The organism is Phaeobacter sp. JH20_37, from assembly GCF_048056015.1.
Taxonomy (GTDB): Bacteria; Pseudomonadota; Alphaproteobacteria; order Rhodobacterales; family Rhodobacteraceae; genus Phaeobacter; species Phaeobacter bryozoorum.
This window is the reverse complement of sequence record NZ_JAYMWW010000020.1, coordinates 121981-146702: the sequence shown is the minus strand read 5'-3', so window position 1 is coordinate 146702 and position 24722 is coordinate 121981. Positions and strand designations below refer to the sequence as shown.

The following is a 24722-nucleotide window of genomic DNA, read 5'->3' as shown; positions in this document are numbered from 1 at the left end:
CCTATGACCACCGAAGTTCGCGTGCCCACCCTGGGCGAATCCGTGACCGAAGCCACCGTTGCCACCTGGTTCAAGAAACCCGGTGATGCCGTAGCGGCTGATGAAATGCTCTGTGAGCTGGAGACTGACAAGGTCACCGTCGAAGTCCCCGCCCCTGCCGCAGGCACCCTGGGTGAAATCGTCGCCGCCGAAGGCGAGACCGTAGGGGTCGACGCCCTTCTGGCCACCATCTCCGAAGGTGCGTCCTCCGGCGCCGCAACCTCGGATGCGCCCAAGAGCAATACCACGCCAGCCGCAGACACCGGTGACAAGGCGGGGGCCAGCACCGATGTGATGGTCCCCACTCTCGGTGAATCGGTCAGCGAAGCCACCGTCTCGACCTGGTTCAAGAAGGTCGGCGATACCGTCGCGCAGGATGAAATGCTCTGTGAGCTGGAAACCGACAAGGTCTCGGTCGAGGTGCCCGCGCCGGTCTCCGGCGTTCTGACCGAAATCACCGCCGCAGAAGGCAGCACCGTGGATGCAACGGCCAAACTCGGTGTGATCTCCGGTGGCGACGCCGGCGCCGTCACCCCCGAGCCGACAAAGGCAGAAACCGCCGGTGGTGCGCAATACACCACACCTCCTGCAGGTCAGGGCGGTCCCGCAAAGGATGTCGCCAATGCGCCCTCCGCAGAGAAAGCCATGGCCGAGGCCGGTCTGTCCGCAGATCAGGTCCAGGGCACCGGTCGCGATGGCCGCATCATGAAGGACGATGTCGCCCGCGCTGTGGCTGCGGCCGCAGCGGCACCGGCGGCTACTGCCTCGGCGCCCGCAGCTGCCGCTCCGGTGCGCGCACCTGTGGCAGCCGACGACGCCGCGCGCGAAGAACGGGTGAAAATGACCCGCCTGCGCCAGACCATCGCCAAGCGTCTGAAGGACAGCCAGAACACCGCGGCCATGCTCACCACCTACAACGAGGTCGACATGACCGAGGTGATGGCCCTGCGTAATGAGTACAAGGATCTGTTCCTGAAGAAGCACGGTGTGAAACTGGGCTTCATGTCCTTCTTCACCAAGGCCTGCTGCCACGCGCTGAAGGAAGTGCCCGAGGTCAATGCCGAGATCGACGGCACCGACATCGTCTACAAGAACTTTGTCCACATGGGCATAGCCGCAGGCACGCCCACGGGACTGGTGGTTCCGGTCATCCGCGACGCCGATGCAATGTCCTTTGCTGACATCGAAAAAGCGATTGCCGAAAAAGGCGCGCGCGCCCGCGACGGCAAGCTGTCGATGGCGGAAATGCAGGGCGGCACCTTCACCATCTCCAACGGTGGTGTCTATGGCTCGCTAATGTCCTCGCCGATCCTGAACCCGCCGCAATCCGGTATCCTCGGCATGCACAAAATCCAGGACCGCCCGATGGCGATCAATGGCAAGGTCGAGATCCGCCCGATGATGTATCTGGCGCTATCCTACGACCACCGCATCGTCGACGGCAAAGGTGCCGTGACCTTCCTCGTGCGCGTCAAAGAAGCGCTGGAAGATCCCCGCCGCCTGCTGATGGATCTTTAAGAAAGCTATGCCCCACTCTTAGCAGAGAGTGGGGCACAATCTGTTATGAGCGAACCTGAACAACTTATTATTCCGGGCTTTGAGCGCGTACTCAGCGATGCAGCCGAGTTTCGCACTTTCACTCAAGGACTACGAAATGAATCCCCGCGCGCAATCGTACTCATCACGATGTGCGTAATGGATGCGCTGTTGGATAAACTGGTTAGACTTTGCTTAGACACTTCAGAAATGAACAGTGCTCAAAAAGACGCGCTCAAGACCGCTTTGAAGAATTTCACAAGCAATGTGGCCCTTGCTCAAGGACTTGGACTACTCGGAAACATCGAAGCAAAGTCACTCGTGGTGCTAAACAGTGTTAGGAACAAGTTTGCCCATTCATGGGATGCGAGCTTTAACTCGATGAATGTCGTAAAAGAATGCGAGAAGCTCCATTTAGAGTTCTCGGACGAGCAGGATGAGGATTGCGCGAAGTTAGCCTACGACAAGTTTCGCTACTCGATTGGAAGTCTGTTGCGCGACATTATTGCCCGCTGCTCATTGTTGCAGGAGACCGGAGAAGTATCCGCCTTCAGCTCTAAGCGCTCTTTTAACCGTAAATTCACAGGTGCGTGGTAGATGCCCCCAGAACTCACCGCTCTCACCCTCGCCGCCCTGCTCCAGGTCTTTCAGATCGCCCTGATGGCGGTGCCTGCGAACCTTGAGCTGGGTCAGGGCAAAACGCTTGGCCCGCGCGACCGGGATCGTCTGGGCGGTGATCTGCGCGATCAGCTCTCGACCCGCACCGCGCGTCTACACAGGGCGATGTCAAACCACTTTGAGGGGCTGATCCTCTTCGGCATCGCCTGCCTGGTGGTGTCACTGGCGGGCAAGTCAACCGGGTTCACCGCGGCCTGCGCCTATGCCTACCTCGGCGCGCGCGTCCTCTACATTCCCGCCTATGCCTTTGGCTGGGTCCCGTGGCGCTCGCTGATCTGGTCTGTGGGCTACCTCGCAACCACCCTCATGCTGATTGCGGCCCTTACATGAGCCGTCATCTTTCCCAAAATACTCCGGGGGAGGCCCCGACAGAGGCCGGGGGCAGCGCCCCCTTTCCCCATGATCTTCATCGCTAACCCCTCAAGGAGCACATCAATATGGCATCCTATGACGTGATCGTAATCGGCGCCGGCCCCGGTGGCTATGTCTGCGCTATCCGCTGCGCCCAGCTGGGCCTCAAGACCGCAGTGGTCGAGGGCCGCGAAACCCTCGGCGGCACCTGCCTCAATGTCGGCTGTATCCCGTCAAAGGCGCTCTTGCACTCCACCCATCTGCTGCATGAGGCCGAGCACAACTTCGCCCATATGGGTCTCAAGGGCAAAAGCCCCTCGGTCGACTGGGCACAGATGAAATCCTACAAGGAAGAGGTCATCGGCCAGAACACCGGTGGCATCGAATTCCTCTTCAAGAAGAACAAGATCGACTGGATCAAGGGCTGGGCTTCCATCCCGGAGGCTGGCAAGGTCAAGGTGGGCGATGACACCCATGAGGCAAAGAACATCGTGATTGCCTCCGGCTCCGTTCCCTCGGCTCTGCCGGGCGTCGAGGTCGACAATGACAAGGGCATCGTGGTGGATTCCACCGGCGCACTGGACCTGCCGAAGATCCCAAAGAAAATGGTGGTAATCGGCGCTGGCGTCATCGGTCTGGAGCTCGGCTCGGTCTATGCCCGCCTGGGCAGCGAAGTCACCGTGGTGGAGTATATGGACGCCGTCTGCCCCGGTATGGACAAGGACGTTCAGCGCAGCTTCAAGCGGATCCTTGAAAAACAGGGCCTGACCTTTGTCATGGGCGCGGCCGTCCAAGGGGTCGACGCCGCCAAGACCAAGGCAAAGGTGAAGTACCAGCCGAAAAAAGGCGGCGACGAAGAGGTGATCGACGCAGATGTGGTGCTGGTAGCGACGGGTCGCAAACCCTATGCGGAGGGGCTGGGGCTGGACGCCCTCGGCGTCAAGATGACCGAACGGGGTCAGATCGCCACCGACGCCCATTGGGCGACCAATGTCAAAGGCGTCTATGCCATCGGTGACGTCATTGAAGGTCCTATGCTGGCCCATAAAGCCGAAGACGAAGGCATGGCCGTTGCCGAGGTGATTGCGGGCAAACATGGCCACGTCAACTACGGCGTGATCCCTGGCGTGGTCTACACCACACCGGAGGTGGCCACCGTCGGCCAGACCGAAGATGCGCTGAAAGCCGAAGGTCGCAAGATCAAGGTGGGTAAGTTCATGTTCATGGGCAACGCCCGCGCCAAAGCGGTGCATCAGGCAGAAGGCGGCTTCGTCAAGCTGATCGCCGATAAGGAAACCGACCGCATCTTGGGCGCTTCGATCATTGGCCCGGCAGCCGGTGACCTGATCCACGAAATCTGTGTAGCGATGGAGTTCGGCGCCTCCGCCGAGGATCTGGCGCTGACCTGCCACGCACATCCGACCTATTCCGAAGCTGTCCGCGAAGCGGCGCTGGCCTGCGGTGACGGTCCGATCCACAGCTAAATGGAGCAGCGCAGGAAACCGGGTGCCCTACCCGGGCTCCGCCTGCTAGATATCTAATCCACACCAGAGCGGCCCATCCATGGTGGGCCGCTTTCTCATGAACCGGAGCCTCTGCCATGACTGTCAGCCTGCAAGTGATCTACCCCGCCTCCGCCGATGCGACGTTTGACTATGATTATTATGAGACCACCCACCTGCCACTGGTCGAAGAACATTTTGGCGATCTGATGGAAACCGTCGAGGCATCGCGCGGGATTGCAAGCGGCCCGGATATTCCGCCGGCCTATCTGCTGATCGCCACGATCACCTTTCCAGATATGGACACATTGGACCGCGCGATGGGCGAAAAAAGCGGACCAATCATCGACGACGTCGCCAATTTCACCAATGTGCGTCCGCAGATCCTTGTCGGTGAGGTCTTGATGAGCTGACCCTGCTCTGCCACCCGGGCGAACCCTGCTGTGAAAGCCCGGATGGGGCATTCACAGCCGCTCCCGGTTACCAGAGGGTCTTGGCTGCACGGGGCGCCCAGGCCTCGTCATAGGCGACACCGCCCTCTTGCCCTGCGGTCTGCTCGGCCAGGATCTCGCCCATAGAAGGAAGCCCCGCGCTTTCGTCGCCTGAGGTCCAGGTCCGCGCCCGCATCAGCGCGCGGGCGCACTGGCTGTAGATCTCGCCAATCTCGATCACAATCACTGTGCGCGGCTGCTTGCCGTTCTTGTCGAACCGGGCCAACATCGCCGCATCCGCAGTGACCCGTGCCCGCCCGTTGACCCGCACCACATTGTTTGACCCCGGTACCAGAAACATCAGCGAAACCCGGGGGTCCCGCAGGATGTTTCGCAAACTGTCGATACGGTTGTTACCGCGCCAATCCGGCAGCGCGAGCGTTCCGGGATCCAGCTCCAGCACCACCGGACCATCATCACCGCGCGGGCTGTCATCGGTCCCCTCCGGCCCAACAGTGGCCAACATGCACAGTCGCGATGCCATGATCCACTGCCGGTACAGCGGCGTCATCTGCCGTGCCACCTTGCGCAGGGACGGTGTTCCCGGAGCGCCGTAAAGCGCCTCCAACTCATCAACTGTGCTGAGAAATTCCATCGACCTTGAACCCCGCTTCCCGCATCAACTTGTCTGAATGTGTCTCAACTTCGCGCTCCAGCGTGGCCATGAAGGCATCGCGGTCCAGTCCCGGGGCGATAGCAGGCAGAAATTCCACAACGCCCAACCCCGGTTTGCGCATGATCCCGGTGCGTGGCCAGAACAACCCCACATTGGTCGCCGCAGGCACACAGGGCTGCTCCAGCGCGGCATAAAGGACGCCAGTGCCGATCTTGTAGGGCCGGTCAACCCCCGGCGCGACCCGCGTGCCTTGCGGATAGATCACCAGTTGGCCGGGTTCTGCGAATTCTGCTGCCACGTCCTTGACCATGCGGGCAATGGCATTGCCCTTCTTGCCACGGTTGACCGGCACACAGCCCAGGCGCTTGGCATAAATGCCGATAATCGGCGTCCACAACAGCTCACGTTTCATGATGAACTTGGCTGCTGGCGTGGCGTGAAAGATAATCAGAATATCCAGAAAACTCTGATGTTTGGCCGCAATGATCACCTCATCGGTCGGGACCTCGCCACGCACCTCCGTACGCAGGCCCAGCATCCAACGCGCGCACCACAGCACATAACCGGCATAGCTGCGACAGGCCACCCGGGCACCGCGCGGCGAGACCAAGGCCCATGGCGCAAAGACCAGACCAAAGATCAGCATCATCACATAGATCTGAATCATGAACACGGCCGAGAGCAGCCATCTAAACGCAGTTTTCACGCCAAATCTCCAAGACGTTTGTTGGCCGCACGGGTGGTCGCGGCAAAGGCGACAAGCGCACCAAGCAGAGGGATGCAGAGTGGCAGGAGCCAGCTCCAACCTTGAAAGCCAAGCCCGGTCAGGAACCCGCCCTCGCGGGAGGCTTCGGGCATCAGCCAGACCCCGAGCATTCCCAGCGCCATGCCAACGCTGGCACCAAATAGCGCGCGCAGGGTGAAACGCCGGATAAAGGCCTGAGCGATATAGGTGTCCAGCGCGCCGACGAGACGCAGCACCTCAATCACCTGGGCATTGGCCGCAAGCGCTGCATTCGCAGCAAGGGTGATCATCGCCGCGGTGGCCCCGCCGATCAACAGGATGGACACCCAGGCCAACCGCCGCAGCGCCTGGGCAGCATCCACCAGCGGCGCCCGCCAGCGCGTGTGATCATCCAAGATCGCGCCCGGAACCTCAGCCTGAAGGCGCAAGCGCAGACCGGTCTCATCATAGCCCGGATCGCCCTCGATCACTTCGATCAGCTGTGGGATCGGCAGCGTATCCAGCGGCAGTTTGGTGCCAAACCATGGCGCCAACAGCGCCGCCTGTTCCTCGCGGCTCAGCGCACGAGCAGAGGCGACACCCGGCGTCTGTTCCAGAATGGTCATTGCCGCCTCGGTCTGGGCAGCACGCTGCTCCGCCGGTGCATTGATCCGTAGCGTGGCCGCGCGCGCCAGTTCCTCTGCCCAGCGATCTGCCAAACGGCCGGAGGCCAGCGACAGCGCCAAGGCAAAAACCGCCAGAAACGCCATCGCACCAGAGACAAACAAAGTCAGCTGGGCGGTAAATCCACTGGGCGGAACAACACGGTCAGCCTGGGCATCCCCGACAATCAGGTTGCGCAAACGGGTCAGTTTCATAGGTCCGCTCCGGCCTGCTGAAGCTGGCGGTTCGAAATCCGCAGGACTCGTGCCTGAACCTGCTTCTTGGCGGCCCGGATCAACGACAGATCATGTGTCGCAACCAGAACGGTTTTGCCCATGTGATTCAATTCCACCAACAATTGCAGCAGCCGCTGCGACATGTCCCAATCCACGTTGCCAGTTGGTTCATCGGCGATGATCACCTCAGGCGAGAGGATCACCGATCTGGCCAGCGCCGCGCGCTGCCGCTCGCCACCAGAGAGCTCCGGAGGGGTGGCATGGGCGCGCTCCGACAGGCCAACCCAGTTCAACAGCTCGCGCAGATTAGCCTCTTCCTGGGTGATATCCCGCCCGGAGACCGTCAACGGCAACGCGATATTCTCCAGAACCGGCAGGTGATCGAGGAACCGGCAATCCTGGTGGACCACCCCGATGCGGCGGCGCAGATAGGCCATCTGGTCACGATCCAGCCCCTTGATATCCATGTTGAAAGCACGTGCGCGGCCTGACGTTGGTGTCAGCGCGCCATAGCAAAGTTTCAACAGGGTGGTCTTGCCTGCGCCCGATGGGCCTGTCAGGAAATGGAACGACCCCGGTGCCAGCTGCACCGACACGTCGCTTAGCAGTTCCCCGCCACCGTAGTTGTACCCCACATTGTCCAGCTCGATCACGGCGGTCCCCTTTTGGTCACCGGTGTTTTGCCCGACTGTGCGCCCAGTTTCAATGGTCCGCGCTGTTGCCACGCCACCCCGGCTGAAACAGTCCGTTCAGATGAGAGCGATTGGCTCTTTCGTGGAAAGACGGAACTGCCTATGATTATTCAACAATCACCCGCCGACAGCCGCCCGGCCCCCCCGGGAGCCACCTCAGGTCCCAAGGAGTGACCCATGCGACTGACATGTCCGAACTGTGCCGCCCAATATGAGGTGCCGGATGATGTGATCCCCGATGAGGGGCGCGACGTGCAATGTTCCAACTGCGGGCAAACGTGGTTTCAGGCTGGCCGTGCGATTGAGGCGGAGGATGACCCGAGCATTTCCCCCGCTGCGGAACCCGGCGACGAAATAGCCCCGGTTGAGGACGAAATCGGCGCCCCTGATCCTGCTTCCCTTACGGCGACACAAGACGATGATATCGTGGAAGACGCGCCGGAGGAGGAGACCGCAGAGCCTGATCAGCAGGATGAAATCCAGAATCAGCCGCCAGAGATCACAGCCACGTCGCGAGGTCTTGACCCGACGATCAGCGATATTCTGCGCGAGGAGGCTGAGCGTGAAGCCCGGCTGCGCGCCGCTGAAAGCAACAGCTTACAAACACAGACGGATTTGGGACTGGATTCTCTGCCGGAAGAAGAATCCGCCCGCCGTGCCCGCGAAGCCCGCGAGCAGATGGCCCGGATGCGTGGCGAAGATCCCCAGCAGCTCTCCACCTCGGAAACCGAATCCCGTCGCGGATTGCTGCCCAATATCGACGAAATCAACTCGACCCTGCGATCCGGTGAAGGGCCTGCGGCCCCGATCGCACCACCAGTCGATGCACCGGCCCCAAGGAAAAAGCGGAACTTTGCGCGGGGCTTTGCCTTTGCACTGTTGATCGCGCTGGGTCTTGCCATGGCCTATGATAACGCGCCCCTGATCGCCCAGAAGCTGCCACAGGCGGATCCCTACCTCAGCACCTATGTCGCCAAGGTGGACGCGGCGCGGCTGTGGCTAGATACGCAGGTGCGTGCATTCACCGTGCAGCAGTAGAACCGCAACCAGACGGTACCGGCGACCGATCGGACACGAACGGTCGCCCCGCAGGTCCACCGCCGTCGTCAGAAGCGATCCAGAAGACGCTCGAGATAGCTTCGCTCAGTCTCGCTACGGCTGCGCTCGCCGGCGCGGCGGCGGATCTCTTCAAGAAGATCCCAGGCGCGGCGATAGGCCTGCCCTTCGCTGAACTGCCCGTCGGAAACACCACCATCACCCTGTTCCCCATTGCGTCGACCAAGCGGATCCATTTGGTTGCCTTGGCTTGAGCTGCTGGTGCGCCCCTGCCCCTGTCCCTGACCCGGTTGCTGCTGTTCGGCCATTGCCTCTCCCAGCGCGCGCATTCCCTCTCGCAGAGCTTCCATCGCGTCGGACTGGCGGTCGATGGCCTCGGCGAGGTCACCCTGCCGCAAAGCCTCCTCCGCCCCATCCATGGCCCGTCCGGCATCATCAAGCGCATCACGCGTCGCCTGACCGCCTTCGCCATTGCCGAGCGGGAGGCCATCCCGCTGCGCTCGCAACTGATCGCGAAGAGCTTGCTGGCGATCAGCCAGCGACCCGGCAGGACCCTGTGTGCCGCCCTGCGGAGTGTTGGCGCCGCCACCCTGCCCGGTCCCATCATTATCAGGCGCGCGCTGTCCCTGACCACCCTGACCGGGCTGCCGGTCACCGCTGGGGTCGCCGGAGCCGGGCCTGTCGCCTTGGCCACCCTGATTGCCCTGACCGCCCTCGTGGGACTCCCCACGGCCCAGGCCGCCATTGCGCCCTTCATTTCCCTGACTTTCGCCGCGGCGTGCACCGGGATTGAACTGCTCCTGCAAATCCCGAAATGCCTGATCCGACAAGCCCTGCTGCTCACGCAGGGTTTCGGCCAACCCCTCCATGCTCTGCTCTCCGGGGCTGCCATCCTGACCTTCCTGCCCTTGGGTGACACGCATGTTTTCCATCATCTGCTGGAACTCGCGCAGCGCCTGCTCGGCCTCGGCCATCCGGCCCTGTTCCATCAGCTCCTGAATACGATCCATCATCGCCTGAAGATCCTGCTGAGTGAGCTGCATGGCGTTCTCATCCGGAGCGCCTTGCGGCTGCCCGTCATTGCCCTGCTCCTGCGCCTGTCGCTGCAACTGACGCAGATAGTCCTGCGTGGCATCGCGCAGCTGTTGCATCAGACGGGCAATCTCTTCATCGCTGGCACCATCGCGCATCGCTTGGCTCAGCTGCTCCTGAGCGCGCTGCATGCGGGCAAGAGCGTCGCCGACATCGCCTTCCTCCAGCTGGATTGCCAAATCCCAGAGCGCTTCAGCCAACGCGTCCTGCTGCTCTGGCCCAAGCGTTCCTGCGTTGCTGTGCTGTTCCAGACGACGCAGGATAGTGCGCAGACGCAGATAATCCCCATGGTCGTGGAACACTTCGGCCGGATAGGTCGACAGGGCGCGCAGGACCTGGGCCACCCGTGGCGCATTGGCACGCGCCCAGAGCAGATCGCGCCGCTGCTCTGCCACCGCTGCGGCCATCGGATCAAAGAAACGCCGGGTCACCAGCGGCGCCCTGAGCACCTCTGCCTCGGTCTCCTGCCCCTTGGCGTCCTGTGCGACCATACGGTAGCTGACAGGCATGTTGGCCCAGGGGTGTTTGGCGAAGGCCTCGATCACCTGCTCATCGAAGCTGTGGCGATCACCGGTCAGCGGCAGTGGCAGGTCCAGAACAATCGGCTCCCGCGTATCTGGTTCGGCTGCCAGCCCATGGCTCCGATCAATCTCGGCCATATCCAGCGAGATTACGACCTGACCAGCCGCCACGCCGTAATCGTCACTGGCGGTATAGGCAAGCGAGGTCGTATCATCGGACTCCAGCGTCGGCTCTCCCATAATAGCAATCGTCGGAGGCAGGTCCTCAATCAGCGTCACATCCCAGCTGCGGCCACCGGTGCCATTGATGGCCAATGTCCCGTCGCGGGTGATCACGAAACTCTGCTCAGCCGCAGCGGCAGAGGGCACGTCTCCGGTGCGTCCCGAGAGGGTTTCATCCAGTGTAAGATCTCCGACCTCACCGTAAAACCGCAGGGTCAGGCGGCTGTTTTCGGGCAGGGTCAGAACCGGCTCGGACTGATCATTGAGATAAAGCACCGGCAGACCGGTGTAGCGCGGCGGTTCGATCCAGCCCTCCCATGTCGGCCCTGCTGCCGCATTCACCGCGCCGGGGGTCATCTCGCCAAGGCTACCAACCCGCCAGATGGAACCGAAGAGCATGGCAACCGATAGCGCCAGAAGTGCCAGATAGCGCAGCGCAAAGGGGTCAGCGCGCGCGACTGACAGATTGGGTTTAGGGGCAACTGCGGTGGCGGCGCGCGCCTGCATCCGCCGCTGATGCGCCTGCCACAGGGCTTGCGAGGCTGGATCATCCGACCCGATGGCCTGCGCGTCCAGCAGCGCCGCAATAGGATGTCCGGGCAGCGTCATATCCAGACGAGCCAGGGCGTCGGACAGACTGGGCATTCTGAACCGCCAGCCCCCAAAGCCAATCGCGACTGCCGCAGCCAACACCAGCAGCACGGCCCCCACCCAGACCAGTTCGATCGGCAACTGCTCGTGCAGGCCCAACATCACAGCGGCAAGCGCCAGCATCAGTAGCGAAACCAACGGCCAGAAGGCGCGCACCAGACGTTCCGACAACAGCCCCACCCAGGTCAGCCGCAACGGCCAGCGAAGCCGCACAAGGCGCGGATCTGAGAGCCTCGGGCCTGAGCCGCGACCTGTTGGGATCGGATCGGACGGCAGATCGGAACCGCCGTCTTTCCGCGAGTACCCGCCCTCCGCCTGCGGGCGCGCCGGTGGACCCGGCGCGGCGGCAGATGTCGCGTCAGCCTTGCGGCGAAACTTGGGGTCGTTGACCATGCGGGCGGCGCCTCCGATCAGCCCTGCGCCGCGTCAGATGTCGCGGTACCCGTCAGAGCCACTCGGGGATGGTATCGCGGTTTATCATTTCGTCAAAGTCCGGACGTCGGCGGATAACCGCGAATTGATCCCCATTGACCAGCACTTCAGGGATCAACGGGCGCGAGTTATATTCGCTCGACATCACTGCCCCATAGGCGCCGGCACTGCGGAAAGCCACCAGATCCCCCGCTTCCAGGGGCGGCATATCGCGATGGCGCGCAAAGGTATCGCCAGTTTCGCAGACCGGTCCAACGATATCATATGGACGCTGCTCCACTCCGGCGTCGGCTTCGATCACCGGAACAATCTCGTGATGCGCCTCATACATGGCGGGGCGGATCAGATCATTCATGGCGCCGTCGATGATCAGGAAATCCCGGTCCTCGCCGGATTTCACATAGATCACCTTGCTCACCATGATGCCGGCATTGCCGGCAATCAGACGCCCCGGCTCGATTTCGATCTCACACCCAAGATGCCCCAAGGTGCGCTGTACCATAGCGCCGTATTCAACCGGCAACGGTGGCGTATCGTTCGAGCGGGTGTAGGGAATACCAAGACCACCGCCAAGGTCGAGACGGTGAATCTCATGACCATCAGCGCGCAGCTGCTCGGTCAGTTCCGCCACTTTCTGATAGGCCAGCTCGAACGGGGCCAGTTCGGTCAGCTGCGAGCCGATATGTACGTCAATGCCGATCACCTTCAGCCCTGGCAGGCTGGCGGCACGGGCATAGACTTCCCGCGCCCGCGCAATCGGAATGCCGAATTTATTCTCAGATTTGCCCGTCGCGATCTTGGCGTGTGTCTTTGCATCGACATCCGGGTTCACGCGTACGGTGATCGGCGCCACAACGCCCAGTTCCTGCGCAACCGCGTTGATCACGTCCATTTCCGGCTCGGATTCGACATTGAACTGACGGATACCACCGCTCAGGGCGGTTCGGATCTCGTCCTCGGTCTTGCCGACGCCCGAAAACACAATCTTGTCACCGGGCACCCCGGCCGCCTTGGCGCGCAGATATTCGCCCTTGCTGACCACATCCATGCCGGCGCCGGCCTGTGCCAGCGTTTTCAGGATCGCCTGATTGCTGGCTGCCTTCATTGCGTAGCAGACCAGATGATCCATCTCCTTCAGCGCATCATCAAAGAGGTGGAAATGGCGCAGCAGTGTCGCCGTTGAATACAGGTAAAACGGAGTGCCCACAGCAGCCGCGATCTCGGCCACCGGCACATCTTCGGCGTAGAGAGCGCCGTCACGATAGAGAAAATGATCCATAGATCGCGCTTAGACCAGAACCGGGGCGCGGATCAAATGATTCCGCTCAGGGTCAGACGCCCAGATAGACGCTGAGTGGCCCTTTGTGCAGGCCAAGGCTGCCGCCCGCGTGGACGCCGCTGCTGGACACGCCAACTCCGGCATTGAGCGAGGGTCGTACCGGCTCTCCGTCGACCCCGCAGGCCGCAAGACCCACGCAGGCCACCAGAATACCCAGGATCAGAACGGTTTTCTGCATATTGATCCCTTTCGATCTGGGCGGTTGCGATTGAACCGGCACATCACCGCTTAACCGCAACCGCCTTGCTATCAGTCCGCCAGGAGGCTCTGCCAGCGGGCCACCTGCGCGCGCACCTGGGCGGGTGCGGTGCCGCCATAAGACATGCGCGAGTTTACCGAGTTTTCGACGCCAAGCACAGTGAAGATGTCCTCGGTGATGCCTGCATGCACGCGCTGCATATCCTCCAGGGAGAGGTCCGGCAGGTCGCAGCCGCGCTTTTCGGCCATCGCCACCAGGGTGCCGGTCACGTGGTGCGCATCGCGGAACGGCACCTTCAGCACCCTAACCAGCCAGTCGGCCAGATCAGTGGCGGTGGAGAAGCCGGAGCCTGCCGCAGCGGCCAGTGACTCGCGATTGCCGGTCATGTCCTTGACCATGCCTTCCATCGCCGCCAGCGCCAGCATCCAGTTGTCGGCAGCGTCAAAGACCTGTTCCTTGTCTTCCTGCATGTCCTTGGAATAGGTGAGCGGCAGCCCCTTCATCACCATCATCAGCGCGGTGTTGGCGCCAAAAATCCGGCCCACCTTGGCGCGGATCAGCTCAGCCGCGTCCGGGTTCTTCTTCTGCGGCATGATCGACGAGCCGGTGGAGAAACGATCGCTGAGCGTCACGAAACGGAATTGGGCGGAGGACCAGATCACCAGCTCCTCGGCAAAGCGGGAGAGGTGCATGGCGCTGATCGAGGCGCAGGACAGGAACTCCAGCGCGAAGTCACGGTCAGAGACCGCATCCAGCGAGTTTGCCGCCGGGCGGTCGAAGCCCAGCGCCTTGGCGGTCATTTCCCGGTCAATCGGGAAGGAGGTCCCGGCCAGCGCTGCCGCGCCCAGCGGCGATTCGTTCATCCGCGCGCGGGCGTCGCGCACGCGGCTGAGGTCGCGGCCGAACATCTCGACATAGGCCATCATGTGGTGGCCCCAGGTGACCGGTTGCGCGGTCTGCAGATGGGTAAAGCCCGGCATCACCCAATCGGCACCAGCCTCCGCCTGCGACAGAAGCGCGCGGATCAGCGCCAAGAGGCCGCTTTCGGCGGCGTCCAGCTGGTCGCGCACCCAGAGTTTAAAGTCGGTTGCCACCTGGTCATTGCGCGAGCGGCCCGTGTGCAGACGGCCCGCAGGCTCACCGATGATCTCTTTCAGGCGGGCCTCCACGTTCATATGGATGTCTTCCAGTGCGGTGGAATACTGGAAGGTTCCGCCCTCGATCTCTGACAATACGGTGAGCAGCCCTTCCCGAATGGCCTCGGCATCATTATCCGTAATGACACCTGTCGCGGCCAACATCGCCGCATGGGCCCTGGAGCCGGCAATGTCCTGCGCCGCCATCCGCTTGTCGAACCCGATCGAGGCATTGATCGCCTCCATGATCGCGTCCGGGCCAGCGGCAAAGCGGCCGCCCCACATCTGGTTCGAGGATTGATCTGTCATGGTGTGGAACCCCGGAGATAATATGCGTCTGTTTCGTCAGCTAACCCTTTATATGGCCCTTGCCCTCGGTGCAAATGCCGCCTTTGCCGCGGACCCCGCAGCCCTTTCCGAGCTCCGCGAAGGTGACATGCGCCGTCTGATCCTCCACCCGGAAGCAAAACCGACCTCCAGCAACAGCTTTGAACTGGAAGACGGCAACGGCAGCGCCTCGCTTGCCGATTATGAAGGCAAGGTTGTCCTGCTGAACTTCTGGGCCACCTGGTGCGCTCCCTGCCGGAAAGAAATGCCGATGCTGTCCGAACTTCAAAGTGAATTTGGCGGTGAGGATTTTGAGGTCCTGACCCTAGCCACCGGCCGCAACTCGCCCGCCGGGATTCAGAAGTTCTTTGATGAAACGGGCATCACCAATCTGCCCCGCCATCAGGATCCAAAGGGTGCGCTGGCCAAGGAAATGGCCGTGTTTGGCCTACCGATGACAATGATCCTCGATCGCGACGGCAATGAAATCGGCCGCCTGCGTGGCGATGCAGAGTGGAACTCCGACAGTGCCAAGGCAATCCTGCAAACTCTGATCGACGCAGAATGACTGATTGACGCTCATTAAGAAGACCCGCGGCCGTACCGCAGTGCAGCAGCTTTCCCGGGCGTGCGCGGGCGGTGGCCAGATAGCTGGCATCTTTCGGAGCTTGACCCAACGCCACCTTTGACAGAGCCGTCACCCTGCCGCCAATCTGAGCGGCAGGGAGGACGTGATGCCGCTGGAATTCTTGGTGACGATGGTGCTGATCGGCATTGTTGTCATAGCTATACTGCTTCATGTCACCGGGCGGTCCGCTCCGGTTCTGATGACGCGAGACACCGCCGCCAAGGCCTGGTCTCGTCATGATCCCGATACTCAAATCCTGAACACATGGCCAAGCACTCTTGGTCAGGCCGCCCTGATTGAAACCGATCTCGGGCTTGGTCTGGTCTGGTGTTTTGGCGCCGATACCATCGCCCGGCCACTTGCCGGGGTGCGACTATTGGATCACCCCAAGGGCCTGAAGCTGCGGTTCGCCGATTTTGCTACCCCCTCCGTGGTGCTGCACCTGTCGGATGCCGAGCGAAAAGATTGGCGACGGCGCATCATGGGCGACCACAGCGCACCAATCACACCGACCGTGACAGCGCAGACAGAAGGACAGACACATGCCTGATACGATTTCGTACCCTGATGTCACCCAATGGGCGGTCCCTTTCTTCATCGCCGCGATTCTGGCTGAGTTCCTCTGGATCGCCATCAAGGGACGTGGCGGGCGATATGAAACCCGCGACGCCGTCACATCTCTTGTTATGGGCGCCGGTAGCGTGGCGTCAGGCATTGCGCTTGGCTTCATCGCCTGGGCCTTCTTCATGCTTTTGTGGCAGATCACGCCGTTGGACCTGGGCACATCGGTCTGGGTGATCGTTCTGTGCTTCGTCCTGGACGACCTGCGCTACTACTGGGTGCATCGCTTTGGCCACCGGGTGCGCTGGGTCTGGGCCAGCCATGTCAATCATCACTCAAGCCAGCACTACAACCTCACCACCGCTCTGCGGCAGACCTGGACGGGCACATTCACCTTTATGATGGTGGTGCGCGCGCCGCTGGTTCTCTTGGGCTTCCATCCTGCCATGGTGCTGTTTGTCGGAGGCATCAATCTGGTCTACCAGTTCTGGATCCACACCGAGGCCATCGGCCGGATGCCGCGCTGGTTTGAGGCCGTGATGAACACACCCAGCCATCACCGCGCCCACCACGGCCGCAATCCGCGCTATCTTGATTGCAACTATGCTGGTGTCTTTATCATCTGGGACAAGATGTTCGGCACATTCGTACCCGAACAGGATCACGACCGCCCGGATTACGGCCTGGTTCACAACATCGGCACCTTCAACCCACTGCGTGTCGCCTTCCACGAATGGGTCAGCATCTTCAAGGATGTGACCCAACCCGGGCTGACGTTCCGGCAGCGGTTGCTATATGCGGTTGCCCCGCCGGGCTACAGCCATGACGGCAGCCGCGACAGCTCCGACACAATCCGCGCAAAGCATTTGCAACGTCATCCTGAGGACATCGGCAGCGCTGGCTTTGACAAGACCTGAGTGCAGCTCTCAATTTGGGTAAAATTGTCGCCTTAATCCTAGCTCAACGCTTTTGCGCCAAGGTCCGGTCTGATCCATATTGATCAGACCACCCCAGCGCCAAGGGATATACCCGTGAAGAAGAAGCAAAAGGTCATGGCCGACATGCCAGAAGGCGGCGATAACCCGCTGACCTCTGCGGTTGTATCGCGTGATCGGTCGACTCTCGACATGGTCAGCGACGCGATTCGCCACAACCAGACGATGCTTGCCTATCAGCCCATCATACAGGCTATGCCGCCACAGGGGGTTGCCTTTTACGAGGGGTATATCCGGGTTCTCGATTCAACGGGTCGCGTGATACCTGCGCGCGAATTCATGCCGCTGGTCGAGGATAAGGAAACCGGGCGTGAACTGGACTGTCTTGCCCTCGAACATGGCCTGAAAGCACTTGCCCGCAGCCCCAATATCCGCCTCTCCGTCAATATGTCCGCGCGCTCGATCGGCTATCAGCGCTGGATGCGTGTCCTTGAAAAACATCTGAAGAAAGATGCCGCCGCAGGCGAAAGGCTGGTGCTGGAAATCACCGAGGCCTCTGCCATGGCTGCGCCCGAGTTGGTCATCGACTTCATGGACCGGATGCAGAAACACGGTATCGCCTTTGCGCTTGATAACTTCGGCGCCGGGGCAACGGCCGTCAGCTATTTCCGGCAGTTCTTCTTTGATGCGGTGAAAATTGACGGGCAGTACATCCGTAACATTCATGCCAACCACGACAATCAGGCTGTTGTCCGCGCACTGGTAGGGATCGCCAAGCAATTCGATATGCTGGTGGTCGCGGAATCCGTCGAAAGCTCCGCTGACGCCGAGTTCCTGATCTCCATCGGTGTGGACTGCCTGCAGGGCTATTTGTTCGGCGCCCCCTCGGTCAGCCCGCCATGGCTGGAAGAGCTGCGCAGGAACAGTCGCGCATCCTGACCTCACAGCACGTTGCATTATGGGTGAATTCGCCCATCTTTGCGCCAGATACCTGCCGCGCAATGTAAGGGCGAGTTCCTGTCGGGAATGATCGCTTGGCAAACGACCGGACCTGCCTCAGAATATGTGCCATAGTATTGATTGACACAGGCTCTCCCTGTGGGACACCTTGCACGTGCTGCAATTGCAGCGAAACACACGGCCTTTAAAAAAAGGCAGGGGGATCCCGGTTGCTGCGGCTGCGAAATGCGGACTGCGCGGTTGGCCTCCCGGGACTATGAATGGCAGAGGACCCTAACTGATGACCAATGTAGTAATTGCATCCGCCGCGCGCACCGCCGTCGGCAGCTTTGGTGGCGCATTCGCCAATACCCCCGCCCATGATCTTGGCGCCGCAGTGCTGGAGGCTGTAGTTGAACGTGCCGGGATCGACAAATCCGAAGTTTCCGAAACCATTCTGGGTCAGGTGCTGACAGCGGCGCAGGGTCAGAATCCTGCTCGCCAGGCCCATATCAATGCCGGCCTGCCACAGGAATCGGCAGCCTGGGGGATCAATCAGGTCTGCGGGTCCGGTCTGCGTGCCGTGGCACTTGGCGCCCAGCACATCCAACTCGGTGACGCGGCCATCGTCTGTGCGGGCGGTCAGGAAAACATGACCCTCTCGCCCCATGCCGCCAATCTGCGCGCCGGGCACAAAATGGGCGATATGAGCTATATTGATACCATGATCCGCGATGGCCTTTGGGATGCCTTCAACGGCTACCACATGGGCCAGACTGCGGAGAATGTTGCCGAGAAATGGCAGATCTCCCGTGACATGCAGGATGAATTTGCCGTTGCCAGCCAGAACAAGGCCGAAGCGGCACAGAAGGCAGGCAAATTCGCCGATGAAATCGCAGCCTTCACCGTCAAGACCCGCAAGGGCGACATCATTGTGGATCAGGACGAATACATCCGCCACGGTGCCACCATCGAGGCCATGCAGAAGCTGCGCCCCGCCTTCACCAAGGACGGTTCGGTCACAGCCGCCAATGCCTCAGGCCTGAACGACGGCGCCGCGGCCACCCTGTTGATGAGCGCCGATGACGCCGAAAAACGGGGTATCGAACCGCTGGCCCGGATCGCCTCCTATGCCACCGCAGGTCTGGACCCCTCCATCATGGGCGTTGGTCCGATCTACGCCTCGCGCAAGGCACTGGAGAAAGCCGGCTGGTCCGTGGATGACCTTGATCTGGTTGAGGCCAACGAAGCCTTCGCAGCGCAGGCCTGCGCCGTGAACAAGGACATGGGCTGGGATCCGGCAATCGTCAACGTCAACGGTGGCGCAATCGCAATTGGTCACCCGATTGGTGCCTCCGGCTGCCGCGTCCTCAATACGCTGCTGTTTGAAATGAAGCGGCGGGGTGCCAAGAAAGGCCTCGCCACGCTTTGCATCGGCGGCGGTATGGGCGTTGCCATGTGCGTGGAGCGTCCCTGAGGCGCATTATTCTGACCATATCAAGGGCGCCCGATTGGCGCCCTTTTCTATATGGAGCGCATTTTACGATAGCTTTGTCGAAGAGGGCGACGCAGCGTCGCACTCCGTATCGGCTCCAGCGCCCGGATTCACGGAGTAATATAATTGCGCAATCAAAAACAAAATAGTAGCAAGATTACCAAGTCAAATAACGGAGGACTTTTCCATGGCACGTAACGCACTCGTCACCGGCGGCTCTCGCGGCATCGGCGCTGCAATCTCACAGGCGCTGAAAGCGGAAGGCCATACTGTGGCGGCGACCTATGCCGGTAATGATGAGGCAGCGGCGAAGTTTACCGATGAAACCGGCATCAAGACGTACAAGTGGGACGTTGCCAGCTACGAAGACAGCGCCGCTGGCATCGCCAAGGTTGAAGCGGATATCGGCCCGATCGATATCGTCGTCGCCAATGCAGGCATCACCCGCGATGCTCCGTTCCACAAGATGACACCGGAGCAATGGCAGCAGGTGATCGACACCAACCTCACTGGTGTCTTCAACACCGTGCACCCGATCTGGCCCGGCATGCGCGAACGCAAGTTCGGCCGTGTGATCGTGATCTCCTCGATCAATGGCCAGAAAGGCCAGTTCGCTCAGGTAAACTATGCCGCGACCAAAGCAGGCGACCTCGGCATCGTGAAATCTCTGGCCCAGGAGGGGGCGCGGGCGGGCATCACCGCCAACGCGATCTGCCCAGGCTATATTGCGACCGAGATGGTGATGGCCGTTCCTGAGAAGGTCCGCGAGTCGATCATTGGCCAGATCCCAGCTGGCCGCCTGGGTGAGCCGGAAGAGATTGCTCGCTGCGTGACCTTCCTCGCATCAGAGGACTCGGGCTTTATCAACGGCTCCACCATTTCGGCCAATGGCGCGCAGTTCTTCGTGTAAGACCGCACCAAGCACACATGGCAAGGGCCGGTCCACTGGGCCGGCCCTTTTCCAATCCCGTAAGGACATGCGCGCTATGCCCAGCGGGAAACCCCGGCACGCAGCCGCGTGGCGCGACGCGGTCCAAATATACGCGCCCACAGCGCACGTACGACCTGGCCGCGCTCCTCATGTGCGCGTTGCAGGGCGAGTTTTACGGTAGCACTGGCAGAATATTCCATCGTTTCGGCCTCCATTCAGATCAGTGTTGCTAACTTGACCCAGATATGCGCCTTTTCGTGACAACAGACAAACGAGACTTTTCAGCACTTCACTTAAGTATTACTTATCTCACATGTCTGATCGCCTGCCACCACTGACCGCCCTGCGCGCCTTTGAAGCCGCCGCCCGCCATATGTCCTTTGCCCGTGCGGCACAGGAGTTGAACGTGACCCCGGCAGCGCTGTCATTTCAGATCAAATCCCTGGAAGAGCATTTGGGAACACCGGTATTCCGCCGCCTGAACCGCGCCGTCGAGCTGACGGAAGCAGGGGCTGCCCTGGCGCCCGGGACGTCTGATGGGTTTCAGGCACTGACGGCAGCCTGGCGCGCGGCAATCCGGCTACAGGACGATGGGGTCCTGACGGTCACGGCCGGCCCTGCCTTTACCGCGAAATGGCTGGCGCCGCGCTTTTACGAGTTTGCGCGCGCCCACCCTGAAATCGACCTTCGGTTCTCGGCCAGCCTGCGCCGTGTTGATCTGATGCGCGACGACGTCGATGTGGCGATCCGTTTTGGCTACGGCCCATACCCAGACGTCTATTCAATGCCGCTGCCTGTGGAGTGGGTGATGCCGGTCATGACACCTGATATCGCGCAGCGTTACCCCACCGTCGCCGCGCTGAAAGACGCGCCGCTAATCCACGACGATTCACTGAACTTTATGTCACCGCAGCTCGACTGGACCGCCTGGTTCAAGTTGATGGGTGAGGAGTTCAACCCCACCCATGGCGCCCGCTTCAGCAACGCCGACCACGCGGTGGATGCCGCTTTGGCAGGGGCCGGTGTGGTTTTAGGGCGGCGCGCGCTGGTGGTAAAGGATCTTGCCGAAGGGCGTCTGGTTGCCCCCTTCAAAACGGCGCTAACCGGCAAGGCCCGATTTAGCTTCCTCTGTCAGAAAGGCGCTGAAACGCGCCCGCAGATCGTGGCATTCCGCGACTGGATCCTGGCCGAAATCGAAAAGACCGCCGCTGTGTCAGATGGGCTGACCATCGTGTCGGTAGACAGTCTCACATGACCAGGAACCGCGCAACGGCGACCGGCTTTGTCGCGGTATTGCTTTGGTCGCTACTGGCTGTTCTCACCGTTGGTACTGCGCCGACCCCACCGCTCCTGTTGAACGCCTTGTGTTTCACAATCGGCGGCTCATTGGGCCTCATATGGTGTTGGCGCAGTGGTGGCCTCACGGCACTGCGACAAGTGTCATGGCGGGTCTATCTCTTCGGCAGCCTCGGTCTCTTTGGCTATCATGCGCTTTACTTCTCCGCGCTGAGGATGGCCCCCGCAGCCGAAGCAGGGCTCATTGCCTATCTCTGGCCATTGCTGATTGTGCTGTTGTCCGGCCTGCTGCCCGGGGAAACACTGCGCGCGGGGCATTTGCTGGGGGCCCTCCTCGGCTTCGCCGGTGCCGCAACGATCATCACCGGTGGCGGAGCCGAGTTTGATGCCGCGGCACTGCCCGGCTATGGGCTTGCGCTACTCTGCGCACTGACGTGGTCGGGATATTCCGTGCTTGCGCGACGCCTGGGGACAGCCCCCACCAGCACGGTTGCCGTATTCTGCCTGATCACTGCGGCAGCATCCTGGGGCCTTCATTTCGCGCTGGAAGAAAGCCATTGGCCCATCGGCATCAGCGGTTGGGGAGCGACAGTCGCGCTGGGTCTGGGGCCGGTCGGCCTTGCGTTCTATGTCTGGGACATCGGAGTGAAACAGGGTGACATCCAACTGCTCGGCACCAGCTCTTATGCAGCACCTTTGCTTTCAACACTGATCCTTGTTGTTGCAGGAATTGCGCCTGCGTCATGGACGCTGGCGATTGCAGCCTGCCTGATAACAGGCGGGGCGCTGCTGGCCGCGCGGGCCAATGCGACGCCCTGAAGCATCCATCTACCAGCGCATCCCTCCCCAAGGGCCGCAACAGAAAATCCCGCGCCAGACCCAGAAACAAGAAGGGGTCACCAGCCGTGCTGATGACCCCTAACAACCAATCGGTTCTGCCTCAGGCACCGCAGCGACGGGACTGCGGTCACCTCAGATCAGACCACTCTCTCAGACGGCAAGTTCCTCCGTCGAGAGACGTTTAATTTCTTCTTTGAGTTTCAGTTTCTGTTTCTTCATCGACGCGATACGCAGCCCGTCGGTCGCGGGTGAGCGTTGGGCGTGTTCGACTTCCATGCTCAGATGCTCGTGCTTCTTCTTTAGTTCGGTCAGATGCGAGCTGAGGCTCATGTCATTCCTCCTTCTTTGAGCGTGTTGCGTACAAAGTGAGTGGAACACAAGATTATTGCTCTGTCACGCTGCAGAAGCATATATTTTGTCATGAAACCGTCATTTCGGCATGTCCTCGCCGAATGAGAGCCGATTCTCCGCGAGTCTCCCGCAAATATCAGCTTGGCCAGGGCAACCCGTGGCCATCACGAAGAACAGCCCGGATCTCCGCCTGGTAGTTTTCGGCGTCACGCAAATGTGCTTCACCGTTGTGCAGGATCAGCGGCGCATGCAGCCTGAACCCTGCACGGCCACCCTTGCGCGCCCGCAGCAGAACCAATTCGGCGCCACGACCGACACGGGCGGCCAATGGCAACACCTCAAGTGAGCCCAGACGTCCAAGACAGGCCCCAAGCATTTCCGGCAGGCGATCGGCCCGCTGGATCATGTGCAGATATCCCTTATGGGTGAGGCGTCGCGCGGCGGTATCGAACCAGACGGTCAACTCCGTCGCCCCGCCGAGTGCAATCTGCCGCCCCACGTCCTGCGCCGGACTATGCGCACCGGCGCGGTAATAGGGTGGGTTGGCGATGACATGGTCAAACTGGATCTGGCGCAGATCCACCGGCAGTGCTGCCAGATCAGCCTCGACGACCGTGATATCGACTGTGTTCAGCGCGGCATTGCGTCGCGCCAGATCGGCATAATCGGCCTGAAGCTCGACCCCGGTCAGGTCCAGATCCGGGACCCGCGCAGCCAGACATAACAGAGCCGGACCGCCTCCGCAGCCCAGCTCCAGCACCCGATCACCAGGCTGTGCAGGAACGGCTGCGGCCAGCAGGACAGGGTCGACCCCGGCGCGATACCCCTGCTTTGGTTGCAACAACTGTACCCGCCCACCCAGAAACGCGTCCTGGCTAAGAGCGCTGTCCTCAAATCCCGACATCAGCGCAGCGGAATATCATTGTCACGCATCACGCGCTCGGCAGCGGCATGATCATCGCTGCGCACCATCAATCTGCGCGGGAATATCCCGATACCACCTTCAAGGATGCTCATATTTACGTCCATTTGAAAGCAGTCTATATCCTCACCCTCAAGAAGGGCGGTGGCAAAGGCCATGACAGTTGGGTCGGTGCTGCGCAAAAGTTCCTTCATAGGGATGGATCTAAGGGCAAGGGCTGCGCCTTGTCGAGCCTTGCAAGCGGGAAAACGATGAATCAAATCCTGACGCAAAAGCCGCATGACATGCTGGCCGCGACACTCAGCGACGAAATGGCAGCGGTCAATACGCTGATCCAGACACGCATGGCCTCGAAACATGCGCCGCGCATTCCCGAGGTAACGGCCCATCTTGTCGAGGCCGGCGGCAAGCGTTTGCGCCCGATGCTGACCCTCGCGGCAGCGCGCCTGTGTGGCTACAGCGGTGAAAACCACGTGAAACTGGCAGCAACCGTTGAATTCATTCACACCGCCACCCTGCTGCATGATGACGTGGTTGACGAAAGCGGACAGCGCCGCGGTCGTCCGACAGCCAATCTCTTGTGGGACAACAAAAGCTCCGTTCTAGTCGGCGACTATCTCTTTGCGCGCAGTTTCCAGTTGATGGTGGAAACCGGCTCTCTGCGGGTGCTCGATATCCTGGCCAACGCCTCGGCGACCATTGCCGAGGGTGAAGTTCTGCAAATGACTGCGGCCAGCGATCTTGCCACCGATGAGGCCGTGTACCTGCAGGTTGTGCGCGGCAAGACAGCAGCGCTGTTCTCCGCCGCGACTCAGGCAGGTGGCGTCGTCGCCGGCGCACCCGAAGCGCAGGTAGACGCGTTGTTTGCCTATGGCGATGCGCTTGGTATCGCCTTCCAGATTGCCGACGATCTATTGGATTATCAGGGTGATAGCTCCGCGACGGGAAAAAACGTCGGCGATGATTTCCGCGAACGCAAGCTGACCCTGCCGGTGATCAAGGCCGTTGCACAGGCCACCGCAGAAGAGCGCGCCTTCTGGGTTCGCACCATTGAAAAGGGACGTCAGGATGAGGGCGACCTCGACCATGCGCTGTCCCTGATGGACAAATACGACACGTTGGCCGCGACCCGCCGCGATGCGATGCAATGGGTTGCCAAGGCACAGGACGCCTTGACCTCCCTGCCAGAGGATCCGATCCGCCAGATGCTGCATGATCTGGCCGACTATGTTGTCGCCCGCCTTGCCTAGGCCTAAAGAATAACCGGATTAACGCCTGAGAGGCCCGCACCGCTGCGCAGGCTTTTTTGGCTGTGCGCCGG

General features: G+C 61.1%; 26 protein-coding genes. 15 read left to right on the top strand and 11 right to left on the bottom strand.

Features of this window, described 5'->3' with window-relative positions; genetic code table 11:
- The first annotated feature begins 3 nt into the window (after positions 1-3).
- From odhB to VWZ87_RS17325, 5 genes are all read left to right on the top strand, one after another.
- A complete protein-coding gene (gene odhB, locus VWZ87_RS17345; protein ID WP_416536445.1) occupies positions 4-1557 on the top strand; it encodes a 2-oxoglutarate dehydrogenase complex dihydrolipoyllysine-residue succinyltransferase in 1554 nt (517 codons plus the stop codon).
- A 45-nt stretch (positions 1558-1602) separates the two neighbouring features.
- Positions 1603-2172, top strand: coding sequence for a hypothetical protein (locus VWZ87_RS17340; RefSeq protein WP_416536444.1), 570 nt, complete (start codon positions 1603-1605; stop codon positions 2170-2172).
- Positions 2173-2583 carry an MAPEG family protein gene (locus VWZ87_RS17335; protein ID WP_340544289.1) on the top strand — a complete coding sequence of 137 codons (411 nt, stop codon included), beginning with the start codon at positions 2173-2175 and terminating at the stop codon, positions 2581-2583.
- Between the two features lie 107 nt (positions 2584-2690).
- Positions 2691-4088 carry a dihydrolipoyl dehydrogenase gene (lpdA, locus tag VWZ87_RS17330; RefSeq protein WP_416536443.1) on the top strand — a complete coding sequence of 466 codons (1398 nt, stop codon included), beginning with the start codon at positions 2691-2693 and terminating at the stop codon, positions 4086-4088.
- A gap of 116 nt (positions 4089-4204) precedes the next feature.
- The gene (locus VWZ87_RS17325) at positions 4205-4519 is read left to right on the top strand and encodes an EthD family reductase (RefSeq protein WP_340544286.1); all 315 of its coding nucleotides are present in this window, start codon (positions 4205-4207) and stop codon (positions 4517-4519) included.
- Between the two features lie 67 nt (positions 4520-4586).
- Here VWZ87_RS17325 and VWZ87_RS17320 read toward each other — a convergent pair whose 3' ends face one another.
- The 4 genes from VWZ87_RS17320 to VWZ87_RS17305 are packed head-to-tail and all read right to left on the bottom strand — an operon-like array spanning position 4587 to position 7489.
- Complete coding sequence (locus VWZ87_RS17320; RefSeq protein WP_416536442.1) at positions 4587-5192, bottom strand: pyridoxamine 5'-phosphate oxidase family protein; 606 nt, start codon at positions 5190-5192, stop codon at positions 4587-4589.
- Positions 5170-5919, bottom strand: coding sequence for a lysophospholipid acyltransferase family protein (locus VWZ87_RS17315; RefSeq protein WP_416536441.1), 750 nt, complete (start codon positions 5917-5919; stop codon positions 5170-5172). Before VWZ87_RS17315 ends, VWZ87_RS17320 begins: the two co-directional genes overlap by 23 nt.
- Positions 5916-6815 (bottom strand): cell division protein FtsX, encoded by a 900-nt coding sequence (locus VWZ87_RS17310; RefSeq protein ID WP_340544283.1) that lies wholly within the window; start codon positions 6813-6815, stop codon positions 5916-5918. Before VWZ87_RS17310 ends, VWZ87_RS17315 begins: the two co-directional genes overlap by 4 nt.
- Complete coding sequence (locus VWZ87_RS17305) at positions 6812-7489, bottom strand: cell division ATP-binding protein FtsE (RefSeq protein WP_340544281.1); 678 nt, start codon at positions 7487-7489, stop codon at positions 6812-6814. Before VWZ87_RS17305 ends, VWZ87_RS17310 begins: the two co-directional genes overlap by 4 nt.
- Before the next feature lie 216 nt (positions 7490-7705).
- On the opposite strand from VWZ87_RS17305, the gene VWZ87_RS17300 reads away from it, so the two are divergent.
- Complete coding sequence (locus VWZ87_RS17300; protein WP_416536440.1) at positions 7706-8566, top strand: zinc-ribbon domain-containing protein; 861 nt, start codon at positions 7706-7708, stop codon at positions 8564-8566.
- Positions 8567-8634: 68 nt separating this feature from the next.
- Here the strand turns inward: VWZ87_RS17300 and VWZ87_RS17295 are convergent, their stop codons facing one another.
- The 4 genes from VWZ87_RS17295 to argH form a co-directional block, all read right to left on the bottom strand.
- A complete protein-coding gene (locus VWZ87_RS17295; protein ID WP_416536439.1) occupies positions 8635-11463 on the bottom strand; it encodes a DUF4175 domain-containing protein in 2829 nt (942 codons plus the stop codon).
- Between the two features lie 52 nt (positions 11464-11515).
- The gene (gene lysA, locus VWZ87_RS17290) at positions 11516-12781 is read right to left on the bottom strand and encodes a diaminopimelate decarboxylase (RefSeq protein WP_340544278.1); all 1266 of its coding nucleotides are present in this window, start codon (positions 12779-12781) and stop codon (positions 11516-11518) included.
- Between the two features lie 52 nt (positions 12782-12833).
- Entirely contained in the window at positions 12834-13019 is a 186-nt protein-coding gene (locus tag VWZ87_RS17285) for a hypothetical protein (RefSeq protein ID WP_340544277.1), read from the bottom strand.
- 71 nt (positions 13020-13090) lie between these two features.
- Positions 13091-14485: an argininosuccinate lyase gene (gene argH / locus VWZ87_RS17280; protein WP_416536438.1), complete on the bottom strand. Its 1395-nt coding sequence runs from the start codon at positions 14483-14485 to the stop codon at positions 13091-13093.
- A 22-nt stretch (positions 14486-14507) separates the two neighbouring features.
- Between argH and VWZ87_RS17275 the strand changes: the two genes are divergently transcribed.
- The 8 genes from VWZ87_RS17275 to VWZ87_RS17240 all read left to right on the top strand — a co-directional run bounded on the left by VWZ87_RS17275 (position 14508) and on the right by VWZ87_RS17240 (position 22107).
- Entirely contained in the window at positions 14508-15071 is a 564-nt protein-coding gene (locus tag VWZ87_RS17275; RefSeq protein WP_416536437.1) for a TlpA disulfide reductase family protein, read from the top strand.
- A gap of 166 nt (positions 15072-15237) precedes the next feature.
- Positions 15238-15681, top strand: coding sequence for a hypothetical protein (locus VWZ87_RS17270; protein ID WP_416536436.1), 444 nt, complete (start codon positions 15238-15240; stop codon positions 15679-15681).
- A complete protein-coding gene (locus tag VWZ87_RS17265) occupies positions 15674-16609 on the top strand; it encodes a sterol desaturase family protein (protein ID WP_416536435.1) in 936 nt (311 codons plus the stop codon). Before VWZ87_RS17270 ends, VWZ87_RS17265 begins: the two co-directional genes overlap by 8 nt.
- Before the next feature lie 135 nt (positions 16610-16744).
- Positions 16745-17566, top strand: a complete 822-nt coding sequence (locus VWZ87_RS17260) for an EAL domain-containing protein (RefSeq protein WP_416536547.1) — start codon at positions 16745-16747, stop codon at positions 17564-17566.
- 301 nt (positions 17567-17867) lie between these two features.
- Positions 17868-19043 carry an acetyl-CoA C-acetyltransferase gene (locus VWZ87_RS17255; RefSeq protein WP_340544269.1) on the top strand — a complete coding sequence of 392 codons (1176 nt, stop codon included), beginning with the start codon at positions 17868-17870 and terminating at the stop codon, positions 19041-19043.
- Between the two features lie 205 nt (positions 19044-19248).
- Entirely contained in the window at positions 19249-19971 is a 723-nt protein-coding gene (phbB, locus tag VWZ87_RS17250) for an acetoacetyl-CoA reductase (RefSeq protein ID WP_416536434.1), read from the top strand.
- 334 nt (positions 19972-20305) lie between these two features.
- Positions 20306-21247 (top strand): transcriptional regulator GcvA, encoded by a 942-nt coding sequence (locus VWZ87_RS17245; protein WP_340544266.1) that lies wholly within the window; start codon positions 20306-20308, stop codon positions 21245-21247.
- Entirely contained in the window at positions 21244-22107 is an 864-nt protein-coding gene (locus VWZ87_RS17240; RefSeq protein ID WP_416536433.1) for a DMT family transporter, read from the top strand. The genes VWZ87_RS17245 and VWZ87_RS17240 overlap by 4 nt, the downstream gene beginning before the upstream one ends.
- 171 nt (positions 22108-22278) lie before the next feature.
- Here the strand turns inward: VWZ87_RS17240 and VWZ87_RS17235 are convergent, their stop codons facing one another.
- From VWZ87_RS17235 to VWZ87_RS17225, 3 genes are all read right to left on the bottom strand, one after another.
- Positions 22279-22458: a YdcH family protein gene (locus VWZ87_RS17235; RefSeq protein ID WP_340544264.1), complete on the bottom strand. Its 180-nt coding sequence runs from the start codon at positions 22456-22458 to the stop codon at positions 22279-22281.
- A gap of 157 nt (positions 22459-22615) precedes the next feature.
- Positions 22616-23383: a tRNA1(Val) (adenine(37)-N6)-methyltransferase gene (locus tag VWZ87_RS17230; RefSeq protein WP_416536432.1), complete on the bottom strand. Its 768-nt coding sequence runs from the start codon at positions 23381-23383 to the stop codon at positions 22616-22618.
- Positions 23383-23595, bottom strand: coding sequence for a DUF2007 domain-containing protein (locus VWZ87_RS17225; protein WP_340544262.1), 213 nt, complete (start codon positions 23593-23595; stop codon positions 23383-23385). Before VWZ87_RS17225 ends, VWZ87_RS17230 begins: the two co-directional genes overlap by 1 nt.
- A gap of 57 nt (positions 23596-23652) precedes the next feature.
- On the opposite strand from VWZ87_RS17225, the gene VWZ87_RS17220 reads away from it, so the two are divergent.
- Positions 23653-24651, top strand: a complete 999-nt coding sequence (locus VWZ87_RS17220; RefSeq protein ID WP_416536431.1) for a polyprenyl synthetase family protein — start codon at positions 23653-23655, stop codon at positions 24649-24651.
- The last annotated feature ends 71 nt before the right edge of the window (positions 24652-24722 follow it).

Bases quoted from the DNA above. Each gene is read 5' to 3' on its own strand.
- VWZ87_RS17335 (WP_340544289.1), top strand. From the start codon at position 2,173: ATGCCCCCAGAACTCACCGCTCTCACCCTCGCCGCCCTGCTCCAGGTC.
- VWZ87_RS17220 (WP_416536431.1), top strand. From the start codon at position 23,653: ATGAATCAAATCCTGACGCAAAAGCCGCATGACATGCTGGCCGCGACA.
- VWZ87_RS17240 (WP_416536433.1), top strand. From the start codon at position 21,244: ATGACCAGGAACCGCGCAACGGCGACCGGCTTTGTCGCGGTATTGCTT.
- VWZ87_RS17310 (WP_340544283.1), bottom strand. From the start codon at position 6,815: ATGAAACTGACCCGTTTGCGCAACCTGATTGTCGGGGATGCCCAGGCT.
- VWZ87_RS17230 (WP_416536432.1), bottom strand. From the start codon at position 23,383: ATGTCGGGATTTGAGGACAGCGCTCTTAGCCAGGACGCGTTTCTGGGT.
- VWZ87_RS17260 (WP_416536547.1), top strand. From the start codon at position 16,745: ATGGCCGACATGCCAGAAGGCGGCGATAACCCGCTGACCTCTGCGGTT.
- VWZ87_RS17320 (WP_416536442.1), bottom strand. From the start codon at position 5,192: ATGGAATTTCTCAGCACAGTTGATGAGTTGGAGGCGCTTTACGGCGCT.
- lpdA (WP_416536443.1), top strand. From the start codon at position 2,691: ATGGCATCCTATGACGTGATCGTAATCGGCGCCGGCCCCGGTGGCTAT.
- VWZ87_RS17235 (WP_340544264.1), bottom strand. From the start codon at position 22,458: ATGAGCCTCAGCTCGCATCTGACCGAACTAAAGAAGAAGCACGAGCAT.
- lysA (WP_340544278.1), bottom strand. From the start codon at position 12,781: ATGGATCATTTTCTCTATCGTGACGGCGCTCTCTACGCCGAAGATGTG.
- VWZ87_RS17245 (WP_340544266.1), top strand. From the start codon at position 20,306: ATGTCTGATCGCCTGCCACCACTGACCGCCCTGCGCGCCTTTGAAGCC.
- odhB (WP_416536445.1), top strand. From the start codon at position 4: ATGACCACCGAAGTTCGCGTGCCCACCCTGGGCGAATCCGTGACCGAA.
- VWZ87_RS17275 (WP_416536437.1), top strand. From the start codon at position 14,508: ATGCGTCTGTTTCGTCAGCTAACCCTTTATATGGCCCTTGCCCTCGGT.
- VWZ87_RS17285 (WP_340544277.1), bottom strand. From the start codon at position 13,019: ATGCAGAAAACCGTTCTGATCCTGGGTATTCTGGTGGCCTGCGTGGGT.
- VWZ87_RS17325 (WP_340544286.1), top strand. From the start codon at position 4,205: ATGACTGTCAGCCTGCAAGTGATCTACCCCGCCTCCGCCGATGCGACG.
- VWZ87_RS17255 (WP_340544269.1), top strand. From the start codon at position 17,868: ATGACCAATGTAGTAATTGCATCCGCCGCGCGCACCGCCGTCGGCAGC.
- argH (WP_416536438.1), bottom strand. From the start codon at position 14,485: ATGACAGATCAATCCTCGAACCAGATGTGGGGCGGCCGCTTTGCCGCT.
- VWZ87_RS17270 (WP_416536436.1), top strand. From the start codon at position 15,238: ATGCCGCTGGAATTCTTGGTGACGATGGTGCTGATCGGCATTGTTGTC.
- VWZ87_RS17265 (WP_416536435.1), top strand. From the start codon at position 15,674: ATGCCTGATACGATTTCGTACCCTGATGTCACCCAATGGGCGGTCCCT.
- phbB (WP_416536434.1), top strand. From the start codon at position 19,249: ATGGCACGTAACGCACTCGTCACCGGCGGCTCTCGCGGCATCGGCGCT.
- VWZ87_RS17225 (WP_340544262.1), bottom strand. From the start codon at position 23,595: ATGAAGGAACTTTTGCGCAGCACCGACCCAACTGTCATGGCCTTTGCC.
- VWZ87_RS17340 (WP_416536444.1), top strand. From the start codon at position 1,603: ATGAGCGAACCTGAACAACTTATTATTCCGGGCTTTGAGCGCGTACTC.
- VWZ87_RS17300 (WP_416536440.1), top strand. From the start codon at position 7,706: ATGCGACTGACATGTCCGAACTGTGCCGCCCAATATGAGGTGCCGGAT.
- VWZ87_RS17295 (WP_416536439.1), bottom strand. From the start codon at position 11,463: ATGGTCAACGACCCCAAGTTTCGCCGCAAGGCTGACGCGACATCTGCC.